Origin of the sequence: Olivibacter domesticus (assembly GCF_900109575.1) — a bacterium.
Classification (GTDB): Bacteria; Bacteroidota; Bacteroidia; order Sphingobacteriales; family Sphingobacteriaceae; genus Olivibacter; species Olivibacter domesticus.
The window spans coordinates 41,046-63,257 of sequence record NZ_FOAF01000011.1; the positions used below are offsets into that span (position 1 = coordinate 41,046).

General features: G+C 39.3%; 18 protein-coding genes. 9 read left to right on the top strand and 9 right to left on the bottom strand.

The features are described 5' to 3' along the window. Positions 1-28: 28 nt before the first annotated feature. The 3 genes from porD to BMY50_RS24550 all read left to right on the top strand — a co-directional run bounded on the left by porD (position 29) and on the right by BMY50_RS24550 (position 3,496). On the top strand, positions 29-937 hold the full coding sequence (porD, locus tag BMY50_RS24540; RefSeq protein WP_093330885.1) for a type IX secretion system protein PorD: 909 nt from the start codon (positions 29-31) through the stop codon (positions 935-937). A 20-nt stretch (positions 938-957) separates the two neighbouring features. After that, entirely contained in the window at positions 958-2,613 is a 1,656-nt protein-coding gene (gene recN, locus BMY50_RS24545) for a DNA repair protein RecN (protein WP_093330890.1), read from the top strand. Positions 2,614-2,677: 64 nt separating this feature from the next. Continuing rightward, entirely contained in the window at positions 2,678-3,496 is an 819-nt protein-coding gene (locus BMY50_RS24550) for an enoyl-ACP reductase FabI (protein WP_093330893.1), read from the top strand. Positions 3,497-3,633: 137 nt separating this feature from the next. On the opposite strand, the gene BMY50_RS24555 is transcribed toward BMY50_RS24550, so the two are convergent. After that, positions 3,634-7,095 (bottom strand): metallopeptidase domain-containing protein, encoded by a 3,462-nt coding sequence (locus BMY50_RS24555; RefSeq protein ID WP_093330898.1) that lies wholly within the window; start codon positions 7,093-7,095, stop codon positions 3,634-3,636. A 490-nt stretch (positions 7,096-7,585) separates the two neighbouring features. Between BMY50_RS24555 and BMY50_RS24560 the strand changes: the two genes are divergently transcribed. Continuing rightward, positions 7,586-8,491, top strand: coding sequence for a hypothetical protein (locus BMY50_RS24560; protein ID WP_093330902.1), 906 nt, complete (start codon positions 7,586-7,588; stop codon positions 8,489-8,491). A gap of 270 nt (positions 8,492-8,761) precedes the next feature. Here BMY50_RS24560 and BMY50_RS24565 read toward each other — a convergent pair whose 3' ends face one another. Then, entirely contained in the window at positions 8,762-9,163 is a 402-nt protein-coding gene (locus tag BMY50_RS24565; protein ID WP_093330906.1) for a hypothetical protein, read from the bottom strand. Between the two features lie 396 nt (positions 9,164-9,559). Continuing rightward, a complete protein-coding gene (locus BMY50_RS24570; RefSeq protein ID WP_093330910.1) occupies positions 9,560-9,772 on the bottom strand; it encodes a hypothetical protein in 213 nt (70 codons plus the stop codon). A gap of 143 nt (positions 9,773-9,915) precedes the next feature. Between BMY50_RS24570 and BMY50_RS24575 the strand changes: the two genes are divergently transcribed. Together BMY50_RS24575 and BMY50_RS24580 are read left to right on the top strand one after the other, a co-directional pair. Next, complete coding sequence (locus tag BMY50_RS24575; protein ID WP_139202330.1) at positions 9,916-10,137, top strand: hypothetical protein; 222 nt, start codon at positions 9,916-9,918, stop codon at positions 10,135-10,137. After that, positions 10,131-10,502 carry a type II toxin-antitoxin system VapC family toxin gene (locus tag BMY50_RS24580; protein ID WP_202907935.1) on the top strand — a complete coding sequence of 124 codons (372 nt, stop codon included), beginning with the start codon at positions 10,131-10,133 and terminating at the stop codon, positions 10,500-10,502. The genes BMY50_RS24575 and BMY50_RS24580 overlap by 7 nt, the downstream gene beginning before the upstream one ends. Before the next feature lie 184 nt (positions 10,503-10,686). On the opposite strand, the gene BMY50_RS24585 is transcribed toward BMY50_RS24580, so the two are convergent. Further along, positions 10,687-13,281, bottom strand: a complete 2,595-nt coding sequence (locus BMY50_RS24585; RefSeq protein WP_093330921.1) for an ATP-dependent Clp protease ATP-binding subunit — start codon at positions 13,279-13,281, stop codon at positions 10,687-10,689. 192 nt (positions 13,282-13,473) lie between these two features. Between BMY50_RS24585 and ettA the strand changes: the two genes are divergently transcribed. Next, positions 13,474-15,156, top strand: coding sequence for an energy-dependent translational throttle protein EttA (gene ettA, locus BMY50_RS24590; RefSeq protein ID WP_093330925.1), 1,683 nt, complete (start codon positions 13,474-13,476; stop codon positions 15,154-15,156). 73 nt (positions 15,157-15,229) lie between these two features. Here the strand turns inward: ettA and BMY50_RS24595 are convergent, their stop codons facing one another. From BMY50_RS24595 to BMY50_RS24605, 3 genes are all read right to left on the bottom strand, one after another. Continuing rightward, the gene (locus BMY50_RS24595) at positions 15,230-15,889 is read right to left on the bottom strand and encodes a class I SAM-dependent methyltransferase (RefSeq protein WP_093330928.1); all 660 of its coding nucleotides are present in this window, start codon (positions 15,887-15,889) and stop codon (positions 15,230-15,232) included. A 99-nt stretch (positions 15,890-15,988) separates the two neighbouring features. Beyond that, the gene (locus BMY50_RS24600) at positions 15,989-16,627 is read right to left on the bottom strand and encodes a substrate-binding domain-containing protein (protein ID WP_093330932.1); all 639 of its coding nucleotides are present in this window, start codon (positions 16,625-16,627) and stop codon (positions 15,989-15,991) included. Positions 16,628-17,222: 595 nt separating this feature from the next. Beyond that, complete coding sequence (locus tag BMY50_RS24605) at positions 17,223-18,050, bottom strand: hypothetical protein (RefSeq protein WP_093330935.1); 828 nt, start codon at positions 18,048-18,050, stop codon at positions 17,223-17,225. Positions 18,051-18,538: 488 nt separating this feature from the next. Between BMY50_RS24605 and BMY50_RS24610 the strand changes: the two genes are divergently transcribed. Together BMY50_RS24610 and BMY50_RS24615 are read left to right on the top strand one after the other, a co-directional pair. Next, positions 18,539-19,012 (top strand): ribonuclease H-like YkuK family protein, encoded by a 474-nt coding sequence (locus BMY50_RS24610; RefSeq protein WP_093330939.1) that lies wholly within the window; start codon positions 18,539-18,541, stop codon positions 19,010-19,012. A 535-nt stretch (positions 19,013-19,547) separates the two neighbouring features. After that, entirely contained in the window at positions 19,548-20,054 is a 507-nt protein-coding gene (locus BMY50_RS24615) for a TlpA family protein disulfide reductase (RefSeq protein ID WP_093330943.1), read from the top strand. On the opposite strand, the gene BMY50_RS24620 is transcribed toward BMY50_RS24615, so the two are convergent. Together BMY50_RS24620 and BMY50_RS24625 are read right to left on the bottom strand one after the other, a co-directional pair. Continuing rightward, positions 20,051-21,103 (bottom strand): ABC transporter ATP-binding protein, encoded by a 1,053-nt coding sequence (locus BMY50_RS24620; protein WP_093330947.1) that lies wholly within the window; start codon positions 21,101-21,103, stop codon positions 20,051-20,053. The two genes, BMY50_RS24615 and BMY50_RS24620, sit on opposite strands and share 4 nt — an antisense overlap. 210 nt (positions 21,104-21,313) lie before the next feature. Continuing rightward, on the bottom strand, positions 21,314-22,180 hold the full coding sequence (locus BMY50_RS24625) for an outer membrane beta-barrel protein (protein ID WP_093330951.1): 867 nt from the start codon (positions 22,178-22,180) through the stop codon (positions 21,314-21,316). Positions 22,181-22,212: the final 32 nt, after the last annotated feature.

A 22,212-nucleotide genomic window follows, 5' to 3' on the forward strand; every position in this document is an offset into this window, starting at 1 on the left:
TTGATGTTATTATCATAGAAACAATAAGATGACTAAACGATACGCTATTCTATTGTTCATATTAACAACCGTATTATTACAAGGGAGTGTTTTAGCACAGGGTCTGAACGCCAAGGTACAAATACTTTCCCCTCAGGTGCAATCGACCAATAAGCGGGCTTTTGATGTGCTCAAACAATCTATTACCGACTTTTTGAATAATAAAAAATGGAGCGAAGGCAACATAATGCCCGAAGAGCGGATAGATTGCAGTTTTGTTATTACTGTAAAAGAATGGGATGGCAGTTCAAACTTTAAAGCTGAAGCGCAAATTATTTCAACTCGACCTGTATTTAATAGTGCCTATAATAGTCCTATTTTAAGTGTTTCTGACAGAAATTTCGATTTCACCTATAACGAAGGGGAACCATTGGATTTTTCGGACCAGCAATACATCAACAATTTGACCTCGCTGCTAGCTTATTATGCTTATATCATTGTAGGAATGGATGCTGATAGCTTCAGTGAGGATGGCGGTTCTGCTTATTACGCAAAAGCGCAAAATATTGTCAACAACGCACAGTCGTCAAATTTCAGTGGGTGGAAATCCATTGAGAGTCTTTCGAATCGCTTTTGGCTCGCTAATAATATGCAAGATAAAAACTTCGAACCACTACGCAATTTTTCCTACAAATATCACTTGACGGTGCTCGACAAAATGGCCGACAACCAGAGCCTTTCCAGAAGGAGTATTATCGATCTATTGCCATTATTGAAACAAGTTGACCGTATGGCACAGGGAGCTATGTATAATCAGTTATTCTATACCGCAAAATCAGACGAATTAGTAGGTATTCTCAGTGGTCTTTCCGGCCCAGATCGCATAAAAGCCATTAACCTTCTTTCCGAAGCCGACCCGGCCAATATTAACAAATACGAGAGTTTAAAAAGTCTTTAACAGAAACCGTTGCTAATCCCATGCTGAGCCGCTTATCCATAAAAAATTACGCATTAATAGATGAACTTGATATCCAGCCCGCTAAAGGACTTAATATTCTTACCGGAGAAACCGGAGCAGGAAAATCAATTATACTGGGGGCTCTATCGCTTATTCTTGGCCAGCGAGCTGAAAGTAAATATTTCTATAACCAAGCGCAAAAATGTGTGATAGAAGGTTTTTTTAACATTGCAGATTATCGTTTGCAAGATTTTTTTGAAGAACAGGATTTAGACTACGAAGTGGAGACTATTTTACGGAGAGAAATAAGTGCAGATGGGAAATCACGTGCCTTCGTAAATGATACTCCCGTAACGTTAACCACCTTGAAAGCGCTCGGTGAACGTTTAATAGACATTCACTCACAACATGCCACCCTTGAAATTAATACAGAAGATTTTCAGTTGATGACTTTGGATAGCGTAGCAGAGAACAATACTCTTTTAAGTCAATACAAAACCTCTTTTAAGCAATATAAGCAAACCAACACTGCTCTAAAAGAATTGCTGGAAGAGGTTAAACAGGCCCAAACAGAGGCCGATTACCATCAATTTCTGTTCGATGAGTTAGCGGAAGCTAAACTTGTTGCAAACGAGCAGGAATTATTGGAGCAGGAGCAAAATCAGCTGAGTCATGCGGAAGAAATTAAACGGTCGTTATTAGGCGCCAACTTTGCGTTGAACGACCAAGAGCAAGCCACTATCAGTTTATTAAAGGAGGCTGTTTCCCAGTTGCAACAAGCCGAACGCTATCTTCCGAATCTGCACGAATTGACAGAGAGACTGCAAAGCTCTTTAATTGAAATAAAAGATATCGCTGAAGAAATTGAAAAGACCGAACAGCACACGTTATTTGATGAAGAGCGACTGTCTACCGTAAACGATCGTTTAAGTTTACTCTTTCAGCTACAGCAAAAGCATCATGTCGATAACGTTTCAGCGTTGATTTTTATAAAGGATGATTTGGAGAACAAATTATTAAAAAATTCTTCGAATGATGAGCAAGTTGAAAAATTAACGCTCGAGACGGCGAAGCTAAAGAAAGAATGCGAAGCATTCGCCCATCAACTAACGGAGAGTAGAAAAAAAGCTATCCAGATGGTGCAACAAGAAGTCGTAAAAGTACTAACTGAAGTAGGAATGCCCAACAGCATACTGCAGATCGAACTTTCTTCTTCCGAACACTTACGGAACTCGGGTCAAGACGCCATTCGTTTTCTTTTCAGCGCTAACAAAGGGCAAGAACCACAACCATTAAATAAAGTAGCCTCCGGTGGGGAGCTCTCTCGCTTGATGCTCGCTATTAAGTCGCTCATTGCCAAAACCTCTGCTTTGCCAACTATTATTTTCGACGAAATTGACACCGGTATTTCAGGTGAAGTTGCTTTAAAAGTAGGAAATGTAATGGAATCCATGGCTAACTATATGCAGGTCATTGCCATTACCCATTTACCTCAAATTGCCTCAAAAGGTCAATCGCATTATCAAGTTTATAAGGCGGACGAGCAAGAAAAAACACGCACCAATATGCGGAAGTTAGCACAGGGAGAGCGGATAGTGGAGATCGCACAAATGTTAAGCGGACTTAATCCGGGTGAAGCAGCCTTACAGCATGCCAAAGAGTTATTGGCAGGTTAATTTAAAAAAAAGTGTATTTTTACGGCCTTAATCTAGTATATAACAATAAATAAATAAAACCGATATGGCTTACAACCTACTAAAAGGGAAAAGAGGAATTATATCTGGCGCTTTAAATTCGAGCTCCATTGCTTGGAAAGTTGCCGAAAAGGCACATGAAGAAGGTGCTACCTTTGTATTAACAAATGCTCCTATTGCAATGCGCATGGGAGAATTGAACGCTTTGGCAGAAAAGACAGGTGCTGAAATTATTCCAGCTGATGCGACAAGTGTAGACGATATAACCAACCTTTTTACCAAATCTCAAGAAATTTTAGGTGGTAAGATCGACTTCGTTTTACATTCTATCGGCATGAGTGTGAACGTTCGTAAAAACATCCCTTATACAGAAGCGAATTACGACTACTTCCAAAAAGGTATGGATGTATCAGCTTTATCTTTTCATAAAATGTTAAGTGTAGCGAAGAAATTAGATGCTATAAATGAATGGGGAAGTGTAGTGGCCCTCACTTACGCTGCCGCACAACGCACTTATTCCTTCTACAACGATATGGCAGATATCAAGGCTGCCTTAGAATCCATTGCACGTAGCTTTGGTTACCATTATGGGGTAGAGAAGAAAGTGCGTGTTAATACCGTTTCACAATCACCAACTAAAACGACTGCTGGATCAGGCATCAAAGGATTTGGCGACTTTTTCGACTTCGCTGACGCCATGTCTCCACTAGGAAATGCTACTGCAGAACAATGTGCTGATTATTGTATTACTTTATTCTCCGACCTAACCCGCATGGTAACGATGCAGAACTTATACCATGATGGTGGTTATTCGTCAACTGGTGTTACTAGCACGATTTTGGAGAAATTTGGAATAGACTCTTAGGTCTTTTTTTAGGTTCTTTTAATAAGATACTAAACAAATCTGTTCATTTACGAAGAGCTTTTTACTAAAACGGCTGCCTCACTTTGAAGTGAGGCAGCCGTTTGAATTTCGCCGATCAATATGGAGCATTATTTTCGCTACAATTTGATTTCATTATCTGCGTCACAGGGGGCCAAGCCGGGGTTCCCACCATAATGAGCGGCTATACGTTTTGGTTTTATCTTGTCATATTGTTGTATTTCTCGAATAAAGAACTCTCCCTTTGCACCCAGATTAACCGTAATTGTGATAGCTTCCTCTATTTTTTCGGCGAAGAAAGTAATGTAGGCGTTCCCGCTAGCAGGACTACCGTCATCTACAACGATCACTCTTCCGAAAACACTATTATCAGCGTGTTCAAATTGCTCAAATTTAGTGGCACGTCCCGAACCTACGTTGATCTGAACACCTCCAAGTAATACGGGGTGCGCTGGCGTATTGGGCGGAACACCATATCCTACTAACGACATACGCGTATCTTCAGAAAAAAATCGTTCATTAATTTGTTTCTTTTTTAACTGTTCATTGAACCATTGCTGTCCGGCATATTCAGATTCAACCATTACTTTTACCTTCTTAGTCTCTCCAGGATTCAATTTGAGGGATGAATGCTCGAGATATAAGCGGTAAAAATGTGCAAAGTATCCCTTGATTTGCGGAATAACGTAAATATCCGTTATCTTGTCGAAAGGATTATGCAATGAAACCGCTGTTATTTCCCGATGAGCCGGAGAAGCTGCTGCCGAAATATAACGACTATAGTTAGTCTGCGCCATATTATTGCTATCCGTTACTTCCACAATATTTGGGTTTACTGAAGTATCAATATACAAGGGCGTTCTTGCGACGATACACTTATGACCGTCATTATTGGGTATCCACGATGTAGTAAACTCAACGAAGGGTGTCGCAGCCGATTCTGGCGGTATATCGCGTATATCACTTCCCAAGAACGCTTCCGGTGCTCCACCAACTGTAAAATCCTTAATAAAGAAGTCGACCTTTACATTTCGAGCGGTCACCGGACCTCTATTTTTAAAGCGGGCGACTAGCGTATTAGGATGTCCTATCCATGGCTGATTGTGGAGCGCAGGGTCGGCTAAAGATTTTGTATTCTGAACTTCAATATCTGGGCTTTGCCAGATATCACCTCCAGGCCAAGGACGAATGTACAGGTCAGGACGCCCATTTGTACCATAACGTATCCGTACTGTTGCAAAATCACTAGCTGTTGATAGTACAGTCATATTAAAATCACTAATGGCCATACTGGAAGTATCTGTCTCTTTGTAATCTTCACCTGCATCAAAAAAAGAGTTCTCATTTTCCGCATCGCGGGGCAGCCTCATAATTTGTGGGCGAGCAATGGGGAAGGTAAATGTAGAAGATATCATATCAGTTCCCAGCACCACATTGGTACCTGTATCATCTCCGGAGGGATTCTGAAATTGTTGATCGCCAATCTGAATAAGCTGGCCAGCTCTGTATTCGAAATAGTAATTCCAACCGTCTGCAATTCTTATCTCTATCGCCGATACTCTGCCTGCTGGGGGGGCACCTAACTCCGAAGCATGAATATTTATCGTCATATCCAAGGGGATGGTAGATCGAGAAAAGTCGAGCGGCAATACCCATTCAGGTCTTACCCACCCTAATTGCATTTTATTACCAATTGAAAAATGAGGTAATAGTTGTTCACTACTCATAAGATCAAAGCTCGTAACATCCCTCGCAGCCACCGCAGCAGAGTAAAAGGTGTTACCACTGGTATATAAATCCGGCAACCCAAGATTATGGCCTATCTCATGTGACAAGGTCTCAAAGACCGTGCGCGAATCCCTTACGGATGACCAGTCATCCGGCATCCCCAGTACACTCATAGATGCCGAACCTCCCGGAACCGTAAATGCACCTCCCCAAGCCTGGGGCCAAAAGAAATTATCTGTTGTTGCCGTACCCTGAGAGCGGACAATTAAGATGAGTGATTGCACTTGCTGAAAATTGATTAAAGCATTACCGCCACCATCTGTCAGCGTTGCGGCGGCAGAAATACAAGCTTGTGCAAAGGCAGAAGCATCTATGGGTCTAAACGAATTACTGGGCCAGGGGGACACCATAGCACTAAAATAATCTGTCCATGCATTCGGTAAATTCACAACTGGCGCTTGTCCACCAACAAGATTCAGCGTAAAAACATGCTGCGATACTTCTTGAAAATAAGCCCTTGCACTTCTCACTTTACCATCTGCATCCGGAGCGGTTCCTACCGTACCATTTACCCATTCATCTTGAATAGTGGTTAAAGCAGCGCCTCCTGGATACCTAGCGGAACTAGTGTCAACCATTAAAAGACAGACATTACGCGTTCCTGATTGTGGTAAAACATCAATATTCTGCGGTGTAGTTGGTCCGCCACCCCAGGTGTAACCGGTATTAAAGTGCGACAAACTACCTGTTAACCAATGTGAAGGGCTAGCATTATTATCTGTCCATACATCGGTTATTTCGTACTCAAGAACTCCCACTACCTCAGCTGTCCCTTTTTTGGTAATTTCAAGTTTATGATTACCTACCATGTATCCAACGAGCATCATCACCTCATTCGGTGCAGACTCGTTGTCTTTTGATAGCGAAATCCGTCCCGATCCCTCTCCGCTACTAAATGTATAAACAAGGTCTTCTAATGTTAACCCAGAAGTATCGAAATGAAAGACTAATCGTTCAAATGTGCCTATAAAAGGTGTTTTGTTATGAACTTCTATCTGAATAGGATATGGATTAAAATCATACCAAAATAAACGTTTTAGTGCGTTTACAATAATCAAGTTGCCGTGCTTCACGGCACCGGCAATGGAAGTACCTAATTTATCTTCTACCACAACAGCCGTTTCGTTGTTTAAAAGATGATAACTTTTAACAGTATCTGTAACAGATGCCTCCGTGAAAAGAATTTCTTTCTTTGCGCCATCTATCCAGGACAAATATGCAGGTTTTTTTAACCCGCTTAATACCTCGCTGTTTACCCCTGTATTTAAAACTACTTCCTGGATAGTGCCTGTTTTATGCTCACTTACGTAGGCTTTACCATTTCCATCAAGCAGTAATCCGATGGGTTTATTTAAGGCGCTGGTAATGACCTTGGCTTGCTTTTTAACAAAACTAAAAACAGAGAGGCTATTATGCGCTTGATCCACAAAGTAAAGTACCTTATCATCTATCGCGAGTTGCATAATTTGCCCGGGCTGACTCCATACTTTTTTGGCCGAGGATTTATTGGCATTTGGCAGCGATACTTGATAGATAGTAGCAATATTGGCAACAGTATCATTGTCTGCTACGAATAGTGTCTTTCCATCATCGGCTATCGCCATACCAGACACTTTTTTATAACCCTTACCAAGGAGGCTCAGCGTACCGGTTTTTAAATTCTGTGCCCTAATACGGCCCGTATTCGATGAAAAGATAAAGGCCGTTTCCTTTAGTTTAATTAGCTTGCTGGGAATTGGTGCCAATATACCACAAACAAGCGTTGCTTTAAATTCTTTTAGTTGAGTAGACATATAACATTAATTTATCGGTGAATAATTCTTTAATGTTTAGTCGTAGGGAAGGATAAAAAGGGAAACAATAAGATGCAGGACAAAACGATGATTTTGAAAAAGAAGGAAAAATCATGCAGGTAGTACCTTTAAAAATTTCCAATTTCACTTGTAATTTCTTATCTTGTCTTGACTTTTTTATGATAATAATCTTTTCAGACACCTATTAAAAAAACAGAAATTTCCTTGAAGCACAAAAACACTAGCGAGTAGTTTGCAAGGTATTTTCTTCGAGGTGAGTCCAGGGTGAGTCTACATTGAATCCAGGGTGACACTAGGTTTTTATAGTAAAAACCTGGACTTACCGTAGACATAGTGTAGAAAGTGCCTGTAGTAAACTCGAAGCAATTAGCTAGAAGGTGTTACCATGGTATGAGGGCGGGTCGCAGAAGATAGGAACAGCTATTAAGATTGCCAAGCGTATTGGCTATAACAACGAATATACGACATTATGGCGAAAATAAACAAAAAAGGACAGCCGAGTGGAAAAATAGGAAATGTTGTTTACCGGGAGTTAAACAATAAATCTATTATGCAAAGGATGCCGACAAAGGTGAAACAAACAACAAACACTCAAATTGCGGCACAGGAATTTGGTATCAGCAGCAATGCCACGAAAATTATCCGACAGATAGCAAGCTTACTTTTCGAGTATATAGATCCTTATATATCCGGCAGGTTAAACGCTATCATGCAAAAATGTATCAGCCAGATACCAGAAGCCGCGGGACACAAAAACCTAAATCATATTGACCCCAGTCCTTTCATTGGTTTCCAATTTAACCCAGATGCTGCTTTTGAGAAAACTTTCCAAGCATTTCCCCACTGTATTATCCAGCAGGACGGTTCTGTAGAGATTACGATCCAAGCCATTACACCCAAGAAAGATATTCCCTTCTTACAACGCGATATCAATCCGGATCCCGGTGCATTTTTACGCGTAGCACTTGTAAGCATAGATTATGCTCATGAAGAATATCAGATACTTGCTCATGAAGAGATTGTCCTCGCTAAAGCAAAAATGGAAAATGAACCATTACCCGACACCTTTGACGTGCAATGGAAATGCCTCAAAAAAACACCCAGAGAAGCCGTGGTATTTGTATATTTTTCCTTACACTATTACCAATTGGATTGGTTGGAACACAGAAAAATTATCGGCGAAAAAACAATGAATCCAGCCGGCTTCTTACATGCTTTTGCTGTTAATGAGGAAATGTATACGCAGAATCATGCTGTCGCCATAGGCCCGGAACACCAGCCCTTAAGGGAAGCCGAATGGTTTTACACCATACTTTCAGCAAAAAAGATTGAAATAGATCGCATCAAAACCAACGCTGGAAAGAAGAAGAAATAATTTAGAACATTCATAAAAAGAACCTTTCATCATTGAAGGTCCAATCCATTGCCTCTATGTGGCCCGCTCTACCCCTATCCATTCGACATGCCTTAGCCGTGTCCTATCCATGTTCCATATATCATACCCCTGAACAGTATGTAAAAAGCCTTAAAGATCAATATAGACAGTACCTATTAAGGTGTATATCGAACTAGCTTCAGGAGGACGACAATTATATAAAGTTCACTTTAAGTGCATTAAATAATAATGCTACCTAAAGGCAAATATCTATTGAATAAAATCAGAATCTGAGAGTACAATCTTAACAACAATTGACGCAGCTGGTGGTTGTAACTCAATTCCATCCTCAAGTAGTGGGTCTTCTACCTTAAGCGTTACAAATCCAGCCGTATAATTAACAGAATAAGAATATCCATTATAGGTGGCTGGCAGAATATCATAACTTTGCTCTTTGTCTCCACTTATAGCCACACTCACATTACCCTGTTCGAGATAATACTGTTCTAATTCTGGCAAATCAATATCATGAAATAAAGTTAAACCATCCTGTGAAAGCTGCCACTGATTACTAGTAACAGTATAAATAAATGTTCGATTTGGCATTATAGTTTCCACCACCTCCGTTTTCTTACACCCACTCATTCCCATTAAGCCTACTACTGCGATCATTAAAAATAAATACTTCTTCATTCGCTATTGTTTTGGTTATTCGTTGTTAGTTATTTGTTAATGGTATCAAGATACAGGTATCAAGTATCGAGATCTGTATATCATCCTTTTTTCAAAAATAAGAAATATCACTAGTTATCCTATTTAATATAGAGATTTCTCCGCTCCACACAGTCCCTTACACTGCCTTCGGTCGAAATGACGACTTGGGCCTTATGTCTTTCTTTCATCTTAGAGTCATAAAACTCTAAAAGGTTTAAGCAAGAATCGATCCAGCTTTATATATAAGTAGCAAGACGTAAGTATCAAGATATAAGTACTGATTGTAATCCGTTGGTGGTGTTTGAATAAGGTTATTACATTAAGACTGTTCTAATCTAGGTTGTCCCATTAAACTCACCGGTTGCACAGCTTATCATAATCCTTGTTGGTGATCTTTTTTTCGGAAACTACTAGATCTATTTCATCCCCTAATTTATCAGAATAATGCTTAACAAGTAAATCTCTGATTTCAACAGACTCTTCGTAGCTCATCTTGCGATTGAACATTCTGAGTAAGCTTAATTGAACATCGTTTAGTCCAGCTGCTTGTTTATCAATACTTGTCATATTTATTATTTTTAACAGTTAAACAAATTTAATAAATTTACCACGTAACTCGAAAGATCGTTTAAAAGACTCACCATCAATATTTCAGTATGTTTTCTTATCTTTGTAATAGTAAGAGCATTGACATTCAACATTTTTCAATTATGTCAGATATTCAATTAAAATATAATCTACTTGATGCCGCCTCTAAAAGGGAAGTAAGTGATTTTGTTGATTTTCTATTGAATAAGAAGAAGAAAAAGACGGAAAGCATCTCATCCTATAAAAAGAAAATTCTGAAGGTTTCCTCTTGGACAGACGAAGATATTGCAAAGATAGAAGAAGCACAAAAACATATGAATAACTGGACCCCTTTGCAATGGTAATAGATACAAGTGTATTTATAGAATATCTTCGCGCGCCTAATAAGCACAAAACCACTTTATTTACACTTCTGAATGATCAGGAATTTTATATTTCTTCTATATCTATCTATGAATTGCATATGGGAGCCACTAATCAGCAGAAAAAGAAGGACATTCAATTATTAACTGAAAACCTTACCGTCTTGGAATTTGATGAAATTATCGCGATAAAAGCATCTGAGATTTATTACGATCTAAGGGTCAAGAATAAAATGATTGAATTTAGAGACATCTTTATTGCAGCAACTTGCATAGTTAATAACCTTCCTATCAAAACTCTTAACCATAAGCATTTTAATAGAATTAAAGATTTATTGATAGCATAAACTTCACCGGGGAAATCTCGTACTCAAACTTTATAAATATTTTTATGCCTTGCCTCTTGGTACTTAGGTCTTCATATCCATTGGTACTTAGGCCTGACGCTAATACGACACCTTAATACTACTCAATAAAAAAAAGCGTCGCTATTAAAACGACGCTCTTTTTATTTAAATGGTTGCATTTTAATTATGCATTATCCTTCTTCTCACTACCATCTTTTTCATTATGCTCTTCATGCTCCTTTTCCTTTTTGATATCGGTTGGTTTTGAAGAGTTTTTTGCTTTTCCATTAGAACCATTTACTACAATCTCTTCTTTTTCTTTATTGTAGTCGATTTCTAATGTTGCACCATCAGCAAGATCTCCCTTCAGGATTTCTTCAGCGATCGGGTCTTCTAAGTACTTCTGTATTGCTCTCTTTAACGGACGAGCACCAAAGTTACTGTCAAAGCCCTTATCTGCGATAAACACCTTCGCGTCTTCCGTTAGCTTAACGGTATAACCTAGCCCTTGGATACGGGTAAACAGTGATCTCAATTCGATATCGATGATTTTGAAGATTTCTTCTTTTCCTAATGAATTGAATACAATCACATCGTCTACACGATTTAAGAACTCAGGTGCAAAAGCACGTTTAAGCGCATTCTCGATCACACTACGCGAATGGGTTTCAGCTTGTGTAGCTTTAGCATTTGTGGTGAAACCTACGCCTTGTCCAAAGTCCTTCAACTGACGTGCGCCAATGTTAGAAGTCATGATCACGATCGTATTTCTAAAATCAACCCTTCTTCCCAAGCTATCGGTAAGTTGGCCTTCATCTAAGACCTGCAATAACAAGTTAAACACATCTGGATGGGCCTTTTCAATCTCATCCAATAATATTACCGAATATGGTTTTCTACGAACCTTTTCAGTAAGCTGGCCACCTTCTTCATAACCAACATAACCCGGAGGCGCTCCCACTAAGCGGGATACCGCGAACTTCTCCATGTACTCACTCATGTCGATCTGGATCAGCGAATCTTCACTATCAAACATAAAGCGCGCTAATTCTTTGGCTAATTCCGTTTTTCCTACGCCTGTTGGACCTAAGAAAATGAATGAACCAATTGGTTTTTTAGGATCTTTCAATCCGGCACGCGTACGTTGAATCGCTTTCACCAATTTATGAACGGCATCATCTTGACCAATAATCCTACCTTTCATCGAGTCGCCCATACTTAATAGCTTTTGACTATCAGTCTGACCCACCCTTTGTACCGGAATACCAGTCATCATAGAAACCACCTGTGCTACATCATCCTCGGTTACCGTATAACGTTTTGTTTTCGTTTCCGCTTCCCAAGCTTGCTTTTCGCGATCAAGTTCTTCTAGTAATTTCTTTTCAGTATCTCTCAGTTTGGCCGCTTCTTCATATTTTTGGCTTCTTACAACTTTGTTTTTCTCAATTTTGATATCTTCGATTTTCTCTTCGATATCAATAATACTTTGAGGAACATGAATGTTTGTAAGATGCACTCGAGATCCAGCTTCATCCAAAGCATCGATTGCCTTATCTGGCAAGAACCGATCCGTAATATACCGTGTAGTTAAGCTCACACAAGCGTCAATAGCTTCTTGCGTATAGGTAACGGCATGGTGTTCTTCATACTTATCTTTAATTCTGTTAAGGATTTCGATGGTTTCTTCATGCGTAGCCGGTTCAATCATTACCTTCTGGAAACGACGATCTAAGGCACCATCTTTCTCAATATACTGACGGTATTCATCCAGCGTAGTAGCTCCAATACATTGGATCTCTCCACGGGCCAAGGCTGGTTTAAACATGTTAGAGGCATCCAAAGAACCCGATGCACCACCTGCACCCACAATGGTATGGATTTCATCAATGAATAAAATTACATCTGGCGATTTCTCCAGTTCATTCATTACTGCCTTCATGCGTTCCTCAAACTGTCCACGGTATTTCGTACCCGCAACCAACGAGGCTAGATCAAGCGTAACTACTCTCTTGTTAAAGAGTACTCTAGAAACTTTACGTTGAACAATACGTAAGGCTAAACCTTCTGCAATAGCAGACTTACCTACCCCTGGTTCACCAATTAGGATAGGGTTATTCTTTTTACGACGTGAAAGAATCTGAGACACACGTTCAATTTCTTTTTCACGTCCTACAATAGGATCTAAACGACCTTCCTCTGCTGCTTTGGTTAAGTCTCTACCAAAATTATCCAATACAGGGGTTTTCGACTTAATATCAGAGACTTTTTTAGGTTGACTGAAACTATCTTCATCCCGATAATCATCATCACCTGCGGTTGACCCACTGGCCTGATCAGTTACTTCCGTTTTATTCTGCTCTACCTCAGCTTTAAAGATATCGTAATTGATATGAAACTGTTGAAGTATTTGTGAGGCAATATTATCTTCGTCCCTTAAAATAGAAAGTAGCAGATGTTCAGTACCTATTATTTCACTCTTAAATATTTTCGCTTCCAGGTAGGTGATTTTCAACACTTTTTCCGCTTGCTTGGTAAGCGGGATATTCCCCAGGTTAGCAGTAGTCGATGAGGTACCCTTTACTGCATCTTCAATAGATCGGCGCAGTCTGGTGGTATCTACCCCTACATGCTTTAATATCTTGATCGCTAAACCATCTCCCTCGCGGATCAGGCCTAGCAAGAGGTGCTCGGTGCCGATATAATCGTGTCCAAGTCGTAACGCTTCTTCCCTGCTATAGGAAATAACGTCTTTTACGCGTGGCGAGAATTTTGCTTCCATGAATGTATTTACCTTTCTTTTAATGCTCTAAATGTAAAAAAATTATTAATTAAACATCTAGCGCTTTCTGTAACTTTTATCAACAATTACGCCATTTGTAATTTCTGATAAGCTTGTCAGTCCTAATGATATCTAAAGTTACGTCATTATGACTAAATATCACCATCTTTGCAGGAGAATTTTATCAAAGATATGTCAGACGAGAAAGTAATCTTTTCGATGGCTGGAGTAAATAAGATTTACCCACCTCAAAAACAAGTACTAAAGAATATTTATTTATCCTTCTTTTATGGGGCAAAAATCGGTGTTATCGGTTTAAATGGCTCCGGGAAATCCTCTCTCCTTAAAATTATAGCTGGTTTGGATAAGTCATACCAAGGTGAAGTGGTATTTTCTCCAGGTTACTCGGTAGGATATTTGGCCCAGGAGCCCATCTTAGACTCTGATAAAACGGTTAAAGAAATAGTGGAGGAGGGTGTAGCAGATACCAAAGCAATTTTGCAGGAATACGAAGAAATCAACGAAAAATTCGGTCTTCCTGAAGTCTACGAAAATCCGGACGAAATGGAAAAACTGCTTAATCGCCAGGGAGAACTGCAGGATAAAATTGATGCTACAGGCGCTTGGGAATTAGATAGCAAACTAGAAAGAGCTATGGATGCACTACGTTGTCCTGACCCCGATGCAAAAATTGTCAATTTGTCAGGAGGCGAACGCAGGCGAGTGGCATTATGTCGGCTTTTATTACAAGAACCTGCTGTCCTTCTGTTAGACGAACCTACAAACCACTTAGATGCCGAATCTATCGATTGGCTCGAACAACATTTAAAACAATACCAAGGCACTGTAATTGCCGTAACGCACGACCGTTATTTTCTGGACAACGTTGCAGGCTGGATTCTTGAACTGGATCGTGGTGAAGGAATCCCCTGGAAAGGGAACTACTCTTCTTGGCTTGATCAAAAAGCGAAGCGTCTATCTCAAGAGGAAAAAACGGAGAGTAAGCGCCAGAAAACGTTGGAGCGTGAGTTGGAATGGGTTCGTATGGCACCAAAAGCCCGTCATGCCAAATCCAAAGCCCGCTTATCAAATTATGAAAAACTTGCTTCTGAGGAAACGAAAGAGCGTGAAGATAAGCTGGAGCTCTTTATCCCACCCGGGCCTCGTTTGGGAAATGTAGTGATCGAGGCACAGGGTGTTAGTAAAGCTTATGGCGATAGAGTGCTATTTGAAAATCTCACCTTCTCTTTACCCCCCGCGGGAATTGTGGGGATCATTGGCCCCAATGGTGCTGGTAAAACAACTTTATTTAGGTTAATCACTGGGCAGGAGCACCCCGACAGCGGTTCCTTCAAAGTAGGCGAAACGGTAGCACTTGGGTATGTGGATCAACTGCACGATGATCTTGATCCAAATAAAACAGTATGGGAAAATATTACTGGTGGTCATGATAATATCGTATTAGGCAATCGCACCATTAACTCAAGGGCTTACGTATCTAAATTTAACTTTAACGGTGCAGATCAACAGAAAAAAGTAAACATACTCTCCGGAGGTGAACGCAATAGGGTCCACTTGTCTATTACGCTAAAGAAAAGTTCGAACGTTTTATTGCTAGATGAACCAACCAATGATATCGACGTAAACACGTTACGTTCATTGGAAGAAGGACTGGAAAATTTCGGCGGGTGTGCAGTTGTTATTTCCCATGATAGATGGTTTCTTGACCGCATCTGTACGCATATCTTAGCTTTTGAAGGCGATTCACAAGTACATTTCTACGAAGGAAATTATTCAGATTATGAGGAAGATCGTAAGAAACGTGTTGGGGATATCACACCAAAACGTTTTAAGTACAAGAAATTGGTGAAATAAAAGAAGTTGCGAGTTGCGTGTTGTGAGTTACGAGATTTGTCTGGCAACTCATAACTGGTAACTCGTAACCATTTTATTTCCTTAAAATAAAGAACACATCTTCTTTAACAACTGGCTCTCCAGTAAAGGTTTCTCCCTTTGTTGAAATGACTGTATAACTTATATCCTGAAACGGACTTTGTTCAAATAACGCCACCCCTTCTTCTGGGCTATACAGGGTAAAACCGTATTTTGTGAAAGGTAATGTTTCCATAAACCCCCTACTTCTAATAGCAATACATAAAGCTCCGGCTGGCTTTAAAACACGATATAACTCCTCCAGCTGTTGAGTAGGATTTCCCCAGAAATAAAGGGTGTTTACGGTCAATATTTTATGAAAAAACTGACTTTCGAAGGGTAACGAAAACCCATCGAGTAAATGAAACGAAGCCATTCCTGCTTCGCAGTAAGATTGATTATTTTTCTTCGCCTCATCAATCATCAGAGCAGATATATCTCCACCAAAATAGCGAACATCCTTAGCTTTCTCTAACACATACGACGCAAATTTTGCATTTCCAGGACCTAGCTCAAGCACCCTGTCTCCATTATTTATATTTAACAGATCAATGGCATGAAGCGTCATTTCACCGTTACTCTCATTCATCCTATTTCCAACATCAATACCTTCTGCACCAGAAGGCCTAGCTAGCTGTGCAGCAATTTTCTCAAAATCCGGTGTATTTTCACTCATACCACTATAACAATTAAGTATTTAGTCTTTGTTTTCGTTGTGATCGGATACCATAGGAACCAAATAACGAATAACTAACAACAAATAACCAGTAACCATCTATTGTAGTTCAAATTTAAGCCACGATTCACCACTTCCTCCGTATACAAAATACTGAGGATATAAGATTTCCGCCAACAGTTCCACATCATCTGCGATTTGCATTAAATTCCCCTTTAAATGTTTTGCCCCATCTACAAGAAAGATTTTATTGTTTTTGACAGCATCCGTATTTTTCCATTCGACTTGTTCAAGAGTAACAGGCAACTCACCCAGTAGTTCATACATCCCTTTCTCTTTAGTTAAAAAAACGATTAATCCCGGGTTAGTATCTCCTAATTCAGGTTTATAAGGTTTTCCTCCAGCTGTTTCAATAATGGATCGCAAGTAACCTTTTCCATCGTCGTCTAAAGCATTATGTTCAACCACAAGCACCTTTGGCTTCTGCCCCTCTTCAATAAATTTCAGCTTATGGATCACAATATTTATTCGCTCTTCCAGCTCCTCTACTAATGCCTCGGCTCTCTTTTCGACATCCAATGCTTTACCCACATCAGCAATCCATTGATAGATTTGCTCGATATTAGTTATATTTAATAGGTTAACTTCTTCATTCGTTTCCAGTAATTTAACACAGGCTTCATCTAAATCAAGTGCATTAATCAAGGGAGTCAGTATAGCTTCTTTATTTTGCATCATTTTTTTGCTTGGAGCAAACTTAGATAAATTGAGGTTTTTTCACAAATTATAAAAGAACCTTTTCTTAATCAACTTTTCTTGATAAAAGTTGAGCAAAATCAAGGCTTTGTATGCTACGTTGCACCTGATTGCAAAGTATCCGTGGCGCATATTGCAGCCGCTTCGCTTCTTCAATCCGCTTGTTTATTGCAAACTGAACGACGCTGCATATGCTTTGCTGCTCGCTGCGGCCGTATCCTCCAAGGCCGTCCAACCTTACGCTCAGAAGTCCCGTTTTGACTACCAATCAGGGCGCTTCTGCTTGCTCGCAAAAGCTCTCCGTTCTACATAAAATCCGCCTTAGAGAGTTGCGGTTAGCAATGGGATGCACTAACACTGTAGCGACTCTCTACAGCGGGAGTCTTTGCTACTTTCTGCGGAAGAAAGTAGATAAAATTAATCCTTCTTTTTTATTCGACAACAAGAAATAAATAAAACCAACTATTCTATAAGAATCCTCAAGAAATTTGCTGGACCCGAGTAAGACAAAAATGACAAAAACACAAATTAAAAAGGCCCACACATGTGAGCCTTTTATGCAATTAACGTTAGTATTTTATTCGCTTAGTTTTACTTCGCGTGTAATAGTAGTATTATCTCCTTTTACTTCATTTCCATCAGGGCCCACAAGTGTTAATTTAACTTTTAAATCACCTTTAGGAGCTCCTTTGATTTCGTAGGGACCCCATTTATCTAACGTGATAGTGGTGTCGTTAATTTCAGCCTTTACTTTATTTCCAGAAGCAGAGAGCTCGGTATTCACTAAGTAAAAATCTAACAGTAGGCTTTCAGTATCTTTTCCTTTGTATTCTCCTTTCGGGCGACTGTAAAATAACGCAGCGTCCGCTGGAACAGGTAGTTCTTGGTATTTACCGTCATCCGTAATTTTAAAATGCTTTAGAACATATGCTTTAGGTTCCTTGATAGATTCATGATATGACCTGGATAGGAACGACAACAAGTAATGCTCAGATCCCTTTTTTAAGCTTACGCTATTTTCTGGTTTATATAAAGCGGAATACGGACCGTTATCTAAAATAAAATGAATATGTTGCCCTTCCGCAGAATTAGCCATATGATCGGCATTGTGATCAGCAGTATGTTCTGTTAATGTAAAGTTTTTCACAGCATATTTAACCTCCAATTTAACGGAGTCATTAGATGCACCTGGAGCCGCTGTTATAGCCGAAACGGCTAACTCTGCTCCCGGAAATGCTTTTGAATCGGCTACTGGCGTAACTGAAATTGGGGTTTTAGTTTCGTCTACCATCGTAGTACTGTCTGTACCGCTTTCAGTATTGGTTCCAGACTGATTACATGCTGACAAAGAAGCTACAATAAATGCTCCAGCAGCCAGTGCCATAATTTGAGAATTAAATTTCATTTTTTCTTATTTTTTCAGTGAGTAAGAATTAAGATTAATACCTAACTATACAGCTAAGTAACGGATTTTGTTTAGAAAAAAACGCATAAATCGCCTGTAAAAAAACTATTAGAAATAAAATTGATTTAAAATATAACTTAATGCCTGCTCTCTTTCGACCCTCCGTCGGGTATCTCTCGCCTCCTATCCGCCCTATATACACGGTATATTCGCTGTATAGGGGCCAAAAGCGTATTATTAGCGAATAACTAGCGAACGAATAGCGGGTAAAGATGACATGACGGATCATAAAATTATCTGTAAAGCCCCCTAGTTTATTTTCAAAAAATTCACTAACAACAGGATAATCTGTTGAAAATTAGCCAAATGTTAACAAATAAACCATATCATTTTTACACCAAGCTAACATAAATGCACTAACTTTATACCAGAACAAGAGGCGGACAGGCAGCAATTTAATTAATTGACACATCCTTATATTAACTCTTATGACCTGGAAAAAATTTAGCGGCGAACCCATTCGCAAACCACTCTTAGATGAAGTAGGCTTGGCCATCTCCAAGGAATATGCATTAGGCAACAAACTCAAAGTATGTATTGGTACCGATTCACAGGTAAAAGGAAATATTACCGACTTTGCAACAGTGATAGCTTTCATCCGTGAAAAGAAAGGGGGGTTCATGTTTATCCATCAGGAAAAAACGCTTCTAAAAATGAGCATCAAAGAGCGCATGTTAGCAGAAGTACAACGAAGCATTGAAACAGCCTATGCACTTTGCGATTTGCTCGACCAATACCATGTGGATTTGGAGGTACATGCAGATATTAATACAAATCCTATGTTCAAATCAAATCAGGCACTTCATGAAGCGATGGGATATATTCTAAGTATGGGATTTGTGTTTAAAGCTAAACCTGAAGCTTTTGCCAGCTCAACCTGCGCTAATAAAATGGTTCAATAAAAGAACGTTTTTCTTAATCAACTTTTTTCATCACTTGTTGGTTTTAAGGGCATTCAAGCTTTCCCTACGGGAAGGTTCTTGATAAAAGTTGAGCAAACCGAAGAACGTAGTGATGAGTTCATGAACACCTTTAAAAATAAACAAGAGTGAATAAATCAAGGCTTGTGTAGGCTACCTTGCACCTGATGGCAAAGCATTCATGGTGCGTATTGGAGCCGTTTCACTTTCTCAATCCGCTTGGATACTGCAACATGAATAATGCTACACATGCTTTGCTGCTCGTTGCCTCGGTGTCCTCCAAGGCCGTTCTTCCCACGCGCAAAGCTATATTTCAAGGCTAAAGATATTATGTTCGGTTAAAAGTAGAGGCTATCCGTTCTAATTAAAATATCGCCTAGGAAATTTGCGGCTTGCAAGTTGATGCACTACCATTGTAGCTAAGTTCCAAGCGATGAGTTTTTTGTTACTTTTTTGCGGAAAAAAAGTAAAATATCACAGTCGATTTTCCCTAAATTTGCTAATATTTTCTTAGAAAATGCGATATATTCTCTTTTTTATAGTAGGCTTTCTGCCGATATTCTCCTACGCACAAGATCAACAAGAATGGTTGGTTAAAATAGGTGATAACGCACCCAATTTCGAATTTACCCTAGCCGACAGCAGCGTGAAAAACCTTCATGATTATAAAGGAAAGATAATCTTAATTAACTTCTTCGCCACCTGGTGCCCTCCCTGTAGAGCGGAATTACCCAGAGTGCAAAAGGAAATTTACGATATATACAAATCAAATAAGAATTTTGAGCTTTTCGTTTTCGGTCGTGAAGAAGACTGGAACAGATTAATGCCTTTTATACAAAAAACGGGTTACACCTTCCCTATCTTACCAGATGTTAAAAGAGAAATATTCTCGAAATATGCAAACAGCGGCATCCCACGCAATGTTCTTATTGATGAACAAGGAAAAATAATTTACCTATCCCTAGGATACACAGAAGAAGAATTTAATAACCTCCTTGACGTTCTAAAGAATAAATTAAATTAGTACACCACAAAATTATCTACTTTCACATCTACCCGTTGTCCAACATGATATTGTCTTGGGTTTTTATTAAGCCATCTTAACCGGAGCATTTGATCCTGCAATAAAATTTCTTCGTAAAACCCTTTAAAAAGAATTGAACGTATTTCAAAAGTGCCAATCGGATTGTCTACGATGCTTAACCACTCCGGGTGAATTATAATTTGATTTCCTTGTATATCTGGTAAAAGAAAGGACGCCTGTTTTCGTGACAGAATGTTACTATTAGCTAATAAAGTTGCAGCATAGGCATTTGGCGGATTGTTATAAATCGCTAAGGGCGACCCCGCCGCCATTAATTTCCCCTCCTTTAAAATCAATAAAGAATCTGACATGGCCAATACTTCAGCCGGATCGTGAGACACCATAATAATGGTAAGACCTATTTCGTCTACAATCTTCCGGATATCTTGTTGTAAATGATCTCGAAAAGATGCATCTACCTGATTAAAAGGCTCGTCCATCAACAATACTTCAGGCCCGGTAACTAATGCCCGAGCGATAGCAACCCGTTGTTTTTCTCCTCCACTTAAATCCACTACGCGCTGTTTGGCCAATCGTAAAATCCCTAAACTGTTAAGCGCAACTTCAGTTTTATCGTGTTTCTCCTGTAAATTAGTATTTGATAAACGAGAGGCGACATTATCCCAAACATTGGCATAGGTGTTCAAATCTTCAAAGTTTTGAGATACCAAGCGCATAGATGTATGTCCAGGGATCAGCTTCTCATCCGGCCCAGGGACCTTCCACCCCTTAAAGCGTATCTCCCCATCGTCTGGTTCTAACAAGCCATAAATTAATCGCAGCAGCGTGCTTTTACCACTACCGCTTTCTCCAATTACAGCCGTAATTTTTCCCTTATCAACGCCAAAAGATATATCTGTCAACCCTAGACTATCTGGCTTCTCAGAGAAACGCCTGGATAAATTACTTACTTGAATATACGATAGTCCCTGTTTCTGTATGTCAGAAGCTATAAAATCGCATGAAGAGAATTCTGTATTGTTTGCCATCTAAAAAACCATCCGCACCCTTAGTGCAAACGCTTCGAAGATATTAATTTTTTTTAAATCAAGTCGAAGGATTACTATACATAAGACACAAGTAATAAGATTGGACTGCGCTGTGTTTACTTATATCTAGTTTTTATTATATCTGCAAACCTGCACGGGTACATAAATACGGCAGCGTCTACATACCCTTATGCTATTTGCTTGTTTAAGCTAAAAAAACAGCATTACTCCAAAGGACAGATTCTTGAGGCCTTCCTGTTGTGGGCTATTTTCAAACATATCATTAAAGTAGTATTTGGCATATAATCCAAATGACTGATACCCTACTCTCGCAAAGGCACCATAACGAAACTTAGCGTAGTTAAAATCGTCTTTCACTTTTCTTTTTCCTTCTTCATCGCTTTTAAATTTCTGGCTTCCACTCAATAAAAAACCACCTATGGGGCCATAGGCAACTTTCAAATCTCTATCGGAGCCAAAACGATGCTCAAAAGTAATGGGAATTCTGAGATAGCTGGAACTGAATCTATTTTTCTTATAATCTATGTCCGACTGAACATAGGTTAATGGGGCAGTATTGCGCTCAAAAATTATATTCTCCTTCAATCTTATGTGCGTCCAATCAAAACCAGCAGCCATAAATAATCTGAATTTCTCATTAAACCGATAACCAAATTGAAAAACATCAAAGCCTACATTGATGGTTTTCCAGGTTCTATTCTTTAAGAAACTGTTTTCGGGACTTAAGGTAAAACTGCCATTGTCTAATAAAGTTGCCAATCCTAAATCAAAACGAGAAAAAGTGATGCCTAATATTACCTTTGGCTTTTTACTGTATGTCTTTACTTCTTTGTTATCCTTTTCCTTCCCGTCTTCTTTGGTGACCTCCAATAATTTATCGCTATCACTATCGAATTTAAAAGTTATTTTTCGCTTCCTTTTCGTCTCAGATTTAACAGTGTCCATATTCGTTGTGTCTGCCGAAAGCGACACAAGGGGAGTTTCCCGAAGCTTGTGACCAAAAACAGTCGTTCCAATGCAAAAGAAAACTATTCCAGTTAATAAAATATATTTCATATAGCTGCTTTTAAATATTTCTATAATTTATT